This is a genomic window from Oceanobacillus sp. FSL W7-1309 (genome assembly GCF_038002145.1).
GTDB classification, from domain to species: domain Bacteria; phylum Bacillota; class Bacilli; order Bacillales; family Amphibacillaceae; genus Oceanobacillus; species Oceanobacillus profundus.
Map to the genome: position 1 here is coordinate 724,296 of NZ_JBBOBX010000002.1, position 13,891 is coordinate 738,186.

The 13,891-nt window shown below is 35.4% G+C and carries 10 protein-coding genes and 1 pseudogene; 7 read left to right on the forward strand and 4 right to left on the reverse strand.

Translation table 11 applies throughout. The features are described 5' to 3' along the window. Positions 1–89 precede the first annotated feature (89 nt). On the forward strand, positions 90–1,154 hold the full coding sequence (locus NST46_RS16275) for a citrate synthase/methylcitrate synthase (RefSeq protein WP_341137483.1): 1,065 nt from the start codon (positions 90–92) through the stop codon (positions 1,152–1,154). 660 nt (positions 1,155–1,814) lie between these two features. Here NST46_RS16275 and NST46_RS16280 read toward each other — a convergent pair. Then, positions 1,815–2,036, reverse strand: a pseudogene (locus NST46_RS16280) (alpha/beta fold hydrolase); the annotation flags it as partial. Between the two features lie 271 nt (positions 2,037–2,307). Between NST46_RS16280 and NST46_RS16285 the strand changes: the two are divergent. Then, positions 2,308–3,084 carry a YqcI/YcgG family protein gene (locus NST46_RS16285; protein ID WP_095306908.1) on the forward strand — a complete coding sequence of 259 codons (777 nt, stop codon included), beginning with the start codon at positions 2,308–2,310 and terminating at the stop codon, positions 3,082–3,084. A gap of 446 nt (positions 3,085–3,530) precedes the next feature. Then, entirely contained in the window at positions 3,531–4,850 is a 1,320-nt protein-coding gene (locus tag NST46_RS16290) for an amino acid permease (RefSeq protein ID WP_303449262.1), read from the forward strand. Here NST46_RS16290 and NST46_RS16295 read toward each other — a convergent pair. Further along, positions 4,847–5,476 (reverse strand): LysE family transporter, encoded by a 630-nt coding sequence (locus NST46_RS16295; protein ID WP_341137484.1) that lies wholly within the window; start codon positions 5,474–5,476, stop codon positions 4,847–4,849. The genes NST46_RS16290 and NST46_RS16295 overlap by 4 nt on opposite strands. 491 nt (positions 5,477–5,967) lie before the next feature. Here NST46_RS16295 and NST46_RS16300 point away from each other — a divergent pair, with 491 nt between their 5' ends. Together NST46_RS16300 and NST46_RS16305 are read left to right on the forward strand one after the other, a co-directional pair. Further along, positions 5,968–6,744, forward strand: coding sequence for a hypothetical protein (locus NST46_RS16300; RefSeq protein ID WP_341137485.1), 777 nt, complete (start codon positions 5,968–5,970; stop codon positions 6,742–6,744). Beyond that, entirely contained in the window at positions 6,744–7,616 is an 873-nt protein-coding gene (locus tag NST46_RS16305; RefSeq protein ID WP_095306913.1) for a DUF3307 domain-containing protein, read from the forward strand. Before NST46_RS16300 ends, NST46_RS16305 begins: the two co-directional genes overlap by 1 nt. Before the next feature lie 245 nt (positions 7,617–7,861). On the opposite strand, the gene NST46_RS16310 is transcribed toward NST46_RS16305, so the two are convergent. After that, on the reverse strand, positions 7,862–9,895 hold the full coding sequence (locus NST46_RS16310) for a penicillin-binding transpeptidase domain-containing protein (protein WP_341137486.1): 2,034 nt from the start codon (positions 9,893–9,895) through the stop codon (positions 7,862–7,864). 28 nt (positions 9,896–9,923) lie between these two features. Beyond that, complete coding sequence (gene bla, locus NST46_RS16315; RefSeq protein WP_187393160.1) at positions 9,924–10,841, reverse strand: class A beta-lactamase; 918 nt, start codon at positions 10,839–10,841, stop codon at positions 9,924–9,926. Between the two features lie 315 nt (positions 10,842–11,156). Between bla and NST46_RS16320 the strand changes: the two genes are divergently transcribed. Further along, positions 11,157–12,926 carry a BlaR1 family beta-lactam sensor/signal transducer gene (locus tag NST46_RS16320; protein WP_095306917.1) on the forward strand — a complete coding sequence of 590 codons (1,770 nt, stop codon included), beginning with the start codon at positions 11,157–11,159 and terminating at the stop codon, positions 12,924–12,926. 67 nt (positions 12,927–12,993) lie between these two features. Next, positions 12,994–13,374, forward strand: a complete 381-nt coding sequence (blaI, locus tag NST46_RS16325) for a penicillinase repressor BlaI (protein ID WP_095306918.1) — start codon at positions 12,994–12,996, stop codon at positions 13,372–13,374. Positions 13,375–13,891: the final 517 nt, after the last annotated feature.

A 13,891-nucleotide genomic window follows, 5' to 3' on the forward strand; every position in this document is an offset into this window, starting at 1 on the left:
ATAAAACTTATTTATTATTATACTAAAAAATTAAAAATTTTAATAATGATTCTGTTCATTTATACTTACAAGAGAAAGGGGAGGATTACGTGTATTATCCAGGTTTAAAAGGAGTTACAGCTGTTGAAACAAAATTAAGTGATATTGATGGAGCAAATGGTCATTTAACGTATAGAGGGATTTCAGTACAAAAATTGGTAGAAAATTATTCCTTTGAGGAAATAGCATATTACTTGCTGCATGGAGTTTTTCCAAATCCAAATCAATTGCAGCTGTTCCAAACAGCTTTACGTGGGAACAGGGAATTACCTCCTTATATTAGGAACATATTATCCAACATTCCTATAGAGCAATCGATAATGGATGCTTTACGTACAACGATTTCAGCACTTTCAGCAAAAGAAGAAGCAGAAGATACGGCCATACAATTAATCGCTATTATTCCAACCATTATCGCGAACCGTTACCGGGTAATGAAAAAATTAGGTGTAATTGAACCTAATCCAAGATTAAATCATGTAGAGAACTTTATTTATATGTTAACAGGTGAAACGAATACAGCTAACGCAAGAATACTTGAAGCGTATTTAATTATGACAATGGAGCACGGATTAAATGCATCGACGTTTGCAGCTAGAGTGACAATTTCAACAGAAAGTGATCTCGTTTCAGCAATCACAAGTGCCATTGGAACGATGAAAGGACCATTACATGGCGGAGCACCATCTGGAGTAATAGATTTATTAGAGGAAATCGCGACAAAGGATCAAATAAGTGAAGTAATTCACAATAAAATAAAAAATAAAGAGAGAATTATGGGATTTGGTCACAGGGTTTACAAGACTGTAGATCCACGCGCAGTAGCATTAAAGCAAATCATTTACAAACTGGAATCGTCACCAGAATGGATTGAATTAGCAGTTGAGACTGAGAAAGTAACGATTGATATATTAAATGAACTGAAACCAAATCAAAAGCTATATACGAATGTAGAATATTATGCTGCAGCAATTATGAAATCACTGGAATTAGATCCAGAATTATTTACAGCTATATTTAGTTCAAGCCGAATCGTTGGTTGGTGTGCACATGCAATTGAACAGAAAAATAACAATGTAATTTTTAGACCAAATGCAACATACGTAGGAAATTAAATAAAAAATTACGCTATGAATATATTTTATAGCGTAATTTTTTATTTTATCTCAATATCACAAGTATACTTATATTATGAGATGGGAATTTCGATTTCCTAGTTTACTTCCTATAATATATATTATGTAAACTAGGAAAAATTTATAGAAAAGAGGTTGTTTACTACAACCTTTTAATTGATAAAATGTAAACTATACCCTCTATCACGTCATTTATGAATAGATTATTCTCTTTGGAAATTTTTTTATATTAGTTAACAACTCTTTTTTATCATAAGTCGTTTTAAATTGAATCCGATCATCCGGTCTTGTTTGGCTATTAAAAGATATTTCATTTTGTGCTAATAAATTTTTCAGTCCAATTTCAATTAAATGATTGAGATGCATTCTCTGTTTTTAGCAATCATTTGAAATAAACTAATGTTCTACTACTAATATTTGCGGAAAGATATTCTTCCATTTTTCAAATCATCATTGTTAATATGCGTATAAATTTTACGTAATAATATAATTAAATGGTATTTTTACATGAATTATCTGTTCAAAGATATAAAAATCAAAATTATTAAGACAAGAAACTCTAAACTCCCCTCTTCTACAACTTTTAAGACATGAAAGTCTAAACGAAAAATTTGCTCATCATTATTTACTCGTTTAAAATAAATCTAATTCTTCTCGAATAGCTTCTATATCATATATTGTCTCCAAGAAACTTAATTGATACGGTTCATTGGCCTTGTCTGAATTACCTGCTTCTCTTAAATTTATCAAGAATACATTGTTGTTTTTTGTAAATGTCTCTGCAAAATAATCCCCTGTGTGATTAAATTCTGAATAATGATGAGTGACACAAAATGGGTCTCCTGTACCCTTTACAAATATTTCAAAAACACCACGTGATGTTTTTAAGTAAAGTTCTTTCCCAAATCCCCATCAAAATCTTCCTATCTTATAAAACAATCCTGCTTCGTTAGCTGAATTACACTTCTTTACAATTTTATCAAAACGTGTTGAAACATTTTATAATGTAGTTAATCAACCTGGAGAATAAATAATGGAGAGAAAAATCATGCAAAAAAGGTACCCGTGAAGGACCTTCTTCCATACTATATAGCAAAAGCCCATAATTATAAAATGCAGGAGCTTGTCTTTTATGCTATCAATAATCAAGGGAGATGTATATAGAGTGTTACCCCCTTCAACTATACTAACGAAGACAATTATCGAGGAGGATAATCAGTCTATCCCCGAATGGTTTAAAAAAGAATATGCCCATTGGAAAGAAGTGGTTTCTGACAGAGAATTTCCTTGCCCATTTGGAACAGTTGCTGAAATAAAGGGACATTTAAGGTATTTTTATGTTGAAAATGATAATTTTCATTCTTTGCCCCATGTCCTCAGGGAATTTCTCGATCTATCGAGAAGAACTAGGACTAGGCATGCCTTTGTTATTTTTATAAAACCAGAAATTCCAGAAAAACCTTTTGCTTATTATGAATCTTATTTTTGGGATATTATAAATTATTTACATGTGAATGATGAGATGGAATGGTGTGAAGATATCTCAATACATCCGGATGACGCCAATTGGGAATTTTGTTTTGATGGAGAACCAATTTTTGTTTCTGCCAACATGCCTGGGTATAAACACAGGATTACGAGAAACATTGGAAACAGCCTTATCTTAATCTTCCAACCGAGAAGAATTTTTAATGATATCTCTTACAAAACAAATCGCGGTAAAAATGCTATCAATTTAATTAGGTCAAGGGTGGAATCTATTGAAAAACTCCCTTTTCATCCAGATTTAGGAGAATACGGCAATGAAGGTTACAGAGAATGGAAACAGTATATTATTACAGATGGCATAGAACCAAGAAGCGGCCAATGCCCTTTTCGTTCAAATGAAATCAGGAATGAAAAAAAGTAATCACCTTGTTGCTTTGCATTGCACTGGTTTTCTTAAGAGGTGGTCTAATGAACCACCTCTTATCTTTATCTACACAACCAAATTCAGCCGATATATCTGCAAAAAAGCCCCCTTTGATCTCTGGGTCCATGTTATATTGTCTAAATTTATTTATAAAATTTTCCTGTATCTGGAATATGATTTTTCAGATTGATTACTTCCTACTTTTTCACATTCTTTATCCATTCAATTTGACCCATTTCACCTGTTTGTGATGCTTTTGTTTTATTACCGATTTTGTATGAATTTTGTGAGCGTGACGCAAAATGGCTCCTGTTAAATTTCATACCAACATGCAGAAATTAGATATACCTTTGCTTATGTATTTCTAGTTCACTGATTATAATATCCAACATTTATTTCTGAATCTTGGGGATTATATAGAATGCGTGTGAAGGAGGATCAACATGGCAGGGTCAAAAATAGATGAGAAACATATGAAATGGTGGCAATTATCTTTATTTGGCGTGGGTTGTACGATTGGTACCGGCTTTTTTTTAGGTTCAAGTATCGGTATCGGGCAAGGTGGACCATCTATCGTCATAGCATATGTTTTGGCTGGAATCACAACATATATTGTTTTCGATGCGTTAGCCAAATTAACGGCAAGCCATCCTGAAAAGGGAGCATTCCGTTCCTATGCCAAACAAGCCTATGGCCCTTGGGCCGGGTTTAGTATCGGATGGATGTATTGGTTTGCAGAAATATTAATAATGGGAAGTCAGCTTACTGCGCTTTCAATTTTTTCTCGCTTTTGGTTTCCTAATATCCCTTTGTGGTTATTTGCAATCGGATATGCGATTCTGGGACTTTTTGTATTGCTCGTCGGCGCAAAGAAGTTAACGAGCATTGAAAATATATTTGCCGTCATAAAACTTGCTGCAATTCTCATGTTTATCATTATAGCCGGGTCATTTGTTTTTGGTATGTTTGATGGTGTAGAAAAATTACATATACCCAGTAGCATGGACGAGCTTTTTCCGACTGGATTCGCGGGATTTTGGGCAAGTCTGATTTTTGCCTTCTATGCATTCGGAGGTATTGAGGTAATGGGTCTTATGGCCGTACAACTGAAGCAACCTAAAGAAGCCCCGAAATCAGGCAAAGTAATGATATTATCACTAGTAACTATTTATACGATAGGATTGGCTTTGGCATTAGTTTTAGTGCCATGGGACGTTTTTAATACGAAGGAAAGTCCATTTATCGTTGCCCTTGAGGACTTTGATTTAGGATTTGTTCCACATATTTTCAATGGTGCATTGATTATTGCTGGTTTCTCCACCATGGTTGGATCTTTCTACGGTGTAACTACGATTCTCGTTTCATTAGCCCAAGATGGAGATGCACCTTCCTTTTTTGCAAAAGATGGGAAGTTGGCTGTACCGTTTCCTGCCTTAGGTTTACTTATTTTAGGGATTGCCGGGTCCATCGTGCTATCCTTGGCGCTTCCAGACAAAATATATACCTATATAACAACAGGTGCAGGTTTAATGCTCCTATACAACTGGTTATTCATCATCTTATCCGCCAGAAAGTTACAGAAGGATAAACTAAAAAACCGAATTAAATATTACGTTGGGATTATGTTGCTAATTGCAGGTATTAGTGGTACATTGATCGATAAAACTAATCGGCCTGGCCTTTTTATCAGTCTAGGAATTGTCGGTCTAATAGGGGTTTTTGCATTTTTTGTGAATAGAAAAAGAAAGATTAAGGACCGCTAATGCTGGATTAATAATAAAATCCCTTGCCATCCAAAGAATAGCCCGAAGCCAATGAGTGCCAAACCGGAAATAAACGCGATGCCAGTAAGTATGCGTTCATTAAGTAGTTTTCGGAAACTACTTGAAACTGCAGCCATGATAAAGTCCCAGGTCAATAAACCGATAAAGATTGCACAACTATATAGAATTAAGGTTTGCGTTCCATAGCTTGATGCAGTTTTTGCAAGTACGGAACCATAAATACCTAACCAAAACAGAATAGTTAACGGATTTGAAATTGACATGATAAACCCTGCGAAAAAGGATTTATATAAGGGTTCTGCAGTCCTTTCATGACTTGCTTTTAATTCCTTGGCACTTATCATGCTCTCGAATCCTGTGTAAATTAAAACAAATCCACCAAATAACCATAAGAATGTTTTTATAAATGGTGTGTCAACGATATGGACTACCCCCATATACACGATTAGCATATAAAATGCATCAGCTGTTACTGCTCCAAGTCCAACAAACCAAGCATGAAAAAAACCGCCTTTAATTCCCCGATCCATTTGAGCTGCGTTTACTGGTCCGATTGGTGCTGCAAGTGATAAGCCTAAAAGAATATAACTAAAAAAGACACCCAAAGTAAACACTCCTTCAATGACTGCAATGTAATTATTTATTTATATTCATAAAGGAGGGCTTGTACAACTAGAAAGGAGGGGAATATTTATTACTTGTGTATTTCCTGAATACTCATGAACTAAGGGATTAGAGGAATTAAATTTCTTTTAATACTATGGTAATTAGATAATTTATCTATTATGTTACAGAAACCATCAGATAAGGGAGATTTAGTAATTTTATTCATGTGATACCATTCTTGATTATAATTTGGCATAATAAGGTAAAGTGTCTCTGAGTCTATTATTTAATATGATGAATTTTATTCAGGTGACTTGTTAATATGATAATAAACTTGTCATATAGGGAACGGTAGTCTGTTAATGATTGCATCGTATCAGTCTAAATCATCTAACTTCTATAAAGTTTGACTATTTCATCTAACATTTGTTATATTTGATTATATAATCAAACTCCCCTGCTCTTTGGATAAGAAAGGAGCTGTTTATACATGGCAAATGAAGTCTCTGTCTTTATTATGGACGTAAGTAATTCATCTAAAGAAAATATCGGAAATGAATTAAGTGAATATCTAGAGCAATTAAAAAGTAGTATTGCTGAGTGGACACAACCTGTTGGCGTGACAAAGGTTAGTCACCGTGCTGGTGATGAATTGGTGGTTATAAGCAGTGGTTATGCATCGGCATATACACTTGCTTTCTTTATAAGCCGTATCTGGAAGTTCACAGATCACAAGCCTTATTTTGGTTTATCCTTTGGTAATATCCAAGAGGATTTAAGCACAATAAACATAGAAACATGGATTCATCCATTAATGAAACAAGCGAGAAATGCTAATGATTACCTGAAAAAGCAACAGAACAGATTGCTATTTCGATTTGCATTACCTCGTTTATCAGATAAACAAGACTTCACCGTTTTCAGCAAACAGTTCGAAACGTTAATAAATACAAGTTTAACTCTCAAGCAAGTTCAAATAAACGAACAAACCGATATACAATCTCGAGTATGTTCTTTATATTTAATGCTCGGTCAACAAAATAAAGTAAGCAAATATCTCGGTAGAACAACAGGTACTATCTCCCATCATATGAAACAGGGTAAAACGCAAGTCATCTTGCACGCATTTAATGACATTGTTAGGGTGCTGGATTTATTAGGTACGCAGAAGAATGAGCAACGTTTAACAGATAAGCTGCAATCAACCATTCGAAACAATATTATGAACCATATAAACGATTACTTTCCGAGAGAAAGGAGATTATAATGCCTGTACTATTGCTGCTCCTGGCGCATTTGGTTGCTGATTTTTGGCTTCAAACAGATCTAATGGTGAAAAATAAAATAAAACATTTAAAAAAACATCTGCTTCATCATCTGCTGACAACTGGAATCGCACTTGTCGTTATATGGGGTTATCACTTCGCGTTTCAACATATTATCAAGTATTTTATTCTGCCATTTATTTTTATTATTATCACGCATCTTTTAATTGATTTATTAAAAATAAAATTAATAGACTCCATTCCAAAAAGTGCAACAGATAATATGAAAAAACTCGGATACTTTCTTTTAGACCAGGCACTACATGTCATAATGATAATCATATCCTGTATTCTTTTCTTTCATATGAAGGCCCCAGAATTAGCGGCGAGTCTTTTAAACTTGAATGGAACAAGTAGTTTAAGCTTGCCCAACATAGTATTATTTATGATTATCATTTATATTTTGGCAACAACTGTTAGTGGTCATATCGTTAAATATATCATTGGTTCGCTGCCATCAGAACTTGCAAACTTTGAAGGTGAACTGACATTAAAAAATCAATTGAGTGCTGGACAAGAAAATAATCGACCGAAGACAGAAAATAGTTTTACAGAGGAATATCATTACTTTACATACTCCTCCCCACTTCGTTCGCGTGGAAAACTCATTGGCTATATAGAAAGATTGCTTGTTATTACATTAACAGTGATTGGTGCATACCCGTCGATAGCTTTTATTATTGCTGCAAAGTCGATTGCCCGATTCAAACAGTTAGATGATCGAAACTGGGCGGAATATTTCTTGTTAGGTACACTATCTTCTATTTTTTTAGGTCTGGTGCTCGGTCTAGTTGTACAGAGAATTATTATGTAAAAGATAAGGAGCCATTAACGAATGGCTCCACTTTCAGTTAAACATTTGAGATCATATCCTGCAATACTTTATTATGTTCTTCAATTTTCCAAAGCGCTTCAATTCCTAGCTGGAGGATCAGAACCAAAAATAAAATGAACATAACCAGGAAAATAAGATTTGCTCGATAAGAAAGTATGGCTCTTTTCTTTTATTCATACTCCTCCCCTACCTATCAAAACAACGGAGCTCATTTATATTCATTTCTAATCATTTTGGATCGTTTCAAAGATATGTTTTACTTTCGGGATCACATAACCACTGCCACCCCTTCCTTTGACATCCTCAACCATCATCGTTAGCAATAACGGAGAATCCTCCTCTGTCGTAAAACCGATGAACCAGCCATTCTCTGACCCGCTTTCATCACCTTTACTTGCTTTAATTTCTGCAGTACCAGATTTACCGCCGATTGTCATACCAGGGATACGGGCACGATACCCTGTCCCATCTGGATCTTCCACAACTTGAATTAAACTTTCCTTTATAAGCTCGGCTATACCGGCTTCAATCAGACTCTTTTTCCAAACAGTACGTTCTTCTGACTCAAGCAAATGTGGATATAATAAGTCACCTTGGTTTAAATAAGGTGTATAGGTTAGAGCAAGATGAAGTGGGCTCATCATGATTTCCCCTTGGCCATATGCTGAATCTGCAAGCTGTACTTCACGATCAATCCCATTATTAGAAAGGGTTGATGGCGCAATTGGAAATGGAATTGGCAGCTTTTCATCGAAACCAAATTTATATACTTCATTTGAAAATGAATCTATTCCCATTTCAAGTGCTTCTTGAGCAAAGTAAATATTGTCGGAATAAACAATTGCATCACGCAACGTTACTAATTTTTTATCGTGAACACGTGTAACATAATAGTCACCCCATGAATCATCCTTCTTCCAATGCTTACCTACAATTTTTCGAACTTCTTCCTGACTTGTAACACCAGTCTTTAATCCTACTGCAGCTGTAGTCGTCTTAAAGACAGACCCGGGAGAATAACGATTCGTAAAACGATTCAGAAATGGTTTGTTGGGATCTTCACTCCATTGCTTCCATTGCTTATCTGACAAACCTCTAACAAAAGTGTTCGGATCAAATGAAGGCGTACTGACTAAGGATAATATGGCACCTGTTTTAGGATCCAGTGCTACAGCCGCACCCGCGTCTTCCTTCAACTGTTCAAAAATTTCAAACTGCAGGGCTGCATCAATTGTTAATTCAATATCCTCTCCAGGGATTGCCTCTTCTTTAGCAAGAGTTTCTTTAAAACTTCCATCCGAACGCTTGATATAGATATGTCCTCCGTCTTTTCCTCTCAATCTATCTTCAAAAACTTTTTCCAGTCCACTATTCCCAACAACGTCTCCTGAAGCATATCCTTCTTGTTCTAATTCGCTTAGTTGATCAGCGGTAATTTCCCGAACATATCCAGTTATGTGGGCCGCTGATTCTCCAAATGGATATGTGCGAACTGTCTTTTCTTGTATTTTCACCCCGGGAATTTCTAAAAATGCATCCAGATTTGTTTCTCCCATCGGCAGCGTAACTAGTGGCACAAATACATCAGGCTCAACCCATTCTGCCTCTAGCTTGTGCTCTATCTCATCAATCGAAATCCCTAACAGCTTAGCTATTTTTGCCTTGGATGTTTTAGGTTCATCACCAAGTTTACTTGGAACAATACCGATCACATCAGCATGGTCATTGATAGCCACGCCGCTGCCATTACGATCGCGAATTTCCCCTCTAGAAGCCTTTAGCGTTTGAACTCCCACTTTATCGCCATCTTCGAGTGAGGGGAAAATAAGAGATGGATTCCAATCAACAAACCATTCTTGCTCAGAATCCCCTTTTTCTTTAATTAAAGTCGCTTGATGTGTAAATTCAATAGGTCCAACGAATGTTTCCATTTTTACCTTATAATCATAGCTGACAGAGGATTTGTCTTGCTGCTTTTTGGTGTTGTTTGAATCAACTTTTGTATCAACTTGCAACTTGTTCATTTCCATTCCTTCGTAAATATTTTCATACCTTTCCACAAATTCCTTCTGGCTGATTTCTGCTTTTGCTTCCTTAGAAAGACTTTGATACATTGCTGCAAAATTCATCTCCTGCCAATTGGAAAGATAGGCATTAAAAATTTCTTCTGGTGTTTCCTTATTGGAACAGCCTGTCACAAAGACGATGATTGTAAAAATCATCGTCAATCCCAGCCAGAAATGTTTCAACTTTTTCAATCCCTTCCATAACTCTTTGTTAAAAAGGTTATTTAAGCGCATCTACTGTAATTTCAGTTGCTTGCTTTATCAAATCATCATTATATTCTGCGTCTTCTGTATCACGGTTTGAAAGAATTGCGATGACAATAGGTTCTCGATCAGGCGGCCATACAATCCCAATATCATTTCGAGTTCCATATCCTCCTGCGCCGCTTTTATCACCAACTGTCCAATCTTCAGGAACCCCAGCACGGATTAAAGTATCACCCGTAGTATTCGTTTTGAGCCATTCCAGTAGCATATCTTGCTTAGACTCAGACAGTAACTGATCATCAAGTGCGAAAGCTTGCAGGCTAGTAGCAAGTGCCTTAGGAGTACTTGTATCACGAACATCTCCTGGTTTTGCTTCATTTAAATTTGTCTCTGTCCGATCCGAATTTATAACGTTATCCCCTATTTCCCTCATTGCTTTCTCAAGACCATCAGGACCACCTAATTCATTAAATAATAAATTACCAGCAGTATTATCGCTGTAACGAATAGCCGCTTCACTTATTTCCAATAAGTTCATACCAGTATCAACATGTTTCTCTGTGATTGGTGAATATGTTACCAAGTCATCTTCCGTATAAGTAACCGTTTCGTTTAATTCCTCAAAGGAGTTCTGCTTTAGCACCGCTCCTGCAGCTAATGGTTTAAATGTAGATGTATAGGCAAACCGTTCATCGGCTTGATAATCAATAATTTTTCCTGAACCAGTGTCAAGCGCGTAAACACCGAGCTTCGCATCAAACTCCTTTTCTAATTGGGCGAAATCATTGTCTGTTGTCTGATTGGTTTCTTCGTTATTGGATTGAGACATTGACTCGCTTGAATCCGTTTCTTTTGCACACCCAATCAGTGCAACCATTGCCATTAAGCAAATTGCTAGCATGAATTTGCTCTTCCCCATGCTGTAAACCATACTGAATCTCTTCTTCAAAATAAACCCTCCTTAAAATTCAACTTGTAGACTACAAGTGTAATACAATACTACATTTGTAGTCATTCTGTTGTCAATTATTTTTTTAATCCATTTTTTTACATTGATAATGCTAATTTGGAATGTTAGAATCATAATATTACATTTGTAATATTAACTTGGAACAGAGTGCGCTGAATTGTTGATAAAGTCATTCTGGGTAATCCCCTTCTTAGCTGAGTGTTAAAGTTTACCTTATATGTTTTAGCCCTAATGCTTGATAACTTACTGGATACGTCAGAATTGAGGTCGAAAGCTATGTTCTTTACTAATTTTGTAATAAGTTTTATCCTATCTACTTTTACAATTGCAGTAATTATGCTGATTAAAAAGATATTCCAAAAGCAGCTATCAGCAAAATGGCATTATAATCTATGGTTTTTGTTATTATTCGCGTTAGCTATTCCATTTTTACCGCAAAATCTTATTACGTTTGATAGTCATTTTATTTCACTGGATTCCATTCAAGGTAATGCTACTAATCACGGCACTGATCTTGGAGAAGCGGAAGCTGAAAGCGGAAATTGGATGAATGATTTTTCTCTATCCGTCAATCGCTCAAGCCCTAATTTCTTAAACGTCATCTTCGCTTGTTTATGGATTGCTGGAATACTATTCATGGGCATCTTAACCATAAAATCCTGGTATAAGCTAATGACTATTAAAAGCACAACACAGTCCATTAAAAATAAAGAACTTCTAACGCTATTTGAACAATGTAAGCAGCATTTAAATATATCTAAGCCTTTTTTTCTTAGAGAATCTTCATTAATCAAATCTCCGATGGCTTTTGGTTTGTTTAAGTCCTATATTGTATTACCAACCAATTTAGATAAATGGCTCTCTACGGAAGATATAAAATACATTCTTCTGCACGAATTAAATCATTTTAAAAACAAAGATGTCTTGACCAATTACTTCGTTATCCTTTTCCAAATCTTATACTGGTACCATCCACTAGTTTGGTATGCCTTTAAAGAAATGAGATTGGATCGTGAGATTGCATGTGATATTGCTGTGTTAAATTCAATGGGCGAACACTATTCCGTAAATTACGGAAATACAATCTTAAATTTTGCCGAGAAAACTTCTCACTTAAAAAATCTGGCTTTGGCAAATCACTTAAATGGATCAAAGAAGCAAATTAAAAAACGTATTATCAAAATTGCTGCATTTACAAGAGAGTCTAAACTGCTGAAACTAAAAAGTGTACTCATTTTTCTAATGGCTGGGATAATCATATCGTGTCAGTTGCCATTTGTTTCCGCTATGACAAGCAGCGATGATCAATACGAATTTAATCACCAGCGTGTGACTTACGAGGATCTTAGTGCATATTTTGAGGATTATGAAGGCAGTTTTGTATTATATGATGCACAGGCTGACAGATATAGTATCTATAATGAAAATCAAAGTACATTAAGAGTTCCTCCAAATTCAACTTACAAAATTTATAGTGCATTGTTTGGTTTGCAGGCAAATGCCATAACAAGTGAAAATTCTACCATCAAATGGGATGGCCAGGACTATCCTTTTGATTCTTGGAATAAAGATCATAATTTATCTACAGCCATGTCAAACTCAGTAAACTGGTATTTTAGTGAGTTAGATAAAACAATGTCACTTGATGATATCCAAGAGAATTTAAAAGGAATCCATTACGGAAATTACGACGTATCTGGTGGCAGAGAACAATTCTGGATAGAATCATCCTTAAAAATATCTCCAGTTGAACAGGTTCAATTATTAACAGCATTTTATTTCAATGAATTTGGGTTTGATGAGAAGAATGTGCAAGCTGTTAAAGATTCGCTGCGAATAGAGGAATTAGACGACTTCTATTTATCCGGGAAAACTGGTACTGGTACGGTCAATGGTAAAAATATTAATGGTTGGTTTATCGGTTACGTAGAAAAAGGAGAAAATATATACTTTTTTGCTACAAATATACAAAACGAAACGGATGCGTCTGGAAGTGCAGCTGCAGATATTACATCATCAATTTTAAACGATAAAGGCATCTATTAAGAATCAATTACGATTTCACCTTTAATCAAAATACTTTACAACAAATATGATCGGGAGGTTAGTAGCAGTGTCTAAACATATACCTAATATCTCAGAAGCAGAATGGGAAGTCATGAACGTGCTCTGGGAGAGAGCACCGCAGACAGCGAATGAAGTGATAGCCTCTTTACAGGCAAAAACTGACTGGAAACCGAAAACTGTACGTACGCTTCTTGATCGTCTTGCGCAAAAAGAAGTGGTCGGTATTAATAAAAATCAAAGAATCTATACTTTTTATCCGATTTATTCTCAGGAAGAATGTCAGCGAGCTGAAGCACATTCTTTTATTAAGCGAATCTATGGCGGAACGGTAAAATCGATGCTCGTTCAGTTCATGGAACAAGAATCTTTGTCTGAAGAGGATATTAAAGAATTGAGGACTATTTTGAATAAAAATCAAAAAAAATAATGTTAAAATAGCTTCATTCTGTGAGGTGTCCCTAACAGAATGAAGCGCAAAGTTAAAGAATTTACTCGGTTTCCTGTACAGTTTCCAGGACTTTAAATGTATCAAGCCCCTTCGAATAGTTCAACTTGTGCATAAGACTAGTATCAATCTCTTGTAATATACCCGAGCCCGTAGATATTAACTATTCTCGTTCATAAGTATCGACCTAATGACCTTTTATTTATAGTAATTATTGATAACGAAGTATATAGACCCGAGGAATTTTATACTAAATCAGTTTAATTGATAATCACCTTGAATAATTGATAATAGCGTCATCAATAAATTCAATCATGTCATTGGAAATATAAGAAGATAATACTTAGGGCTCATTTAGGCGGTTGCAGCAACAATCAAAATTGGCAATATACATAATGCCGTATGCTTAACTTGGAAGACACAGCTGGTACAAAAATGGCAATGGAACCCCTCTATTATAGGGTTTTCTCCATTAAATCTTACCTGTTTAAAGAGTAAG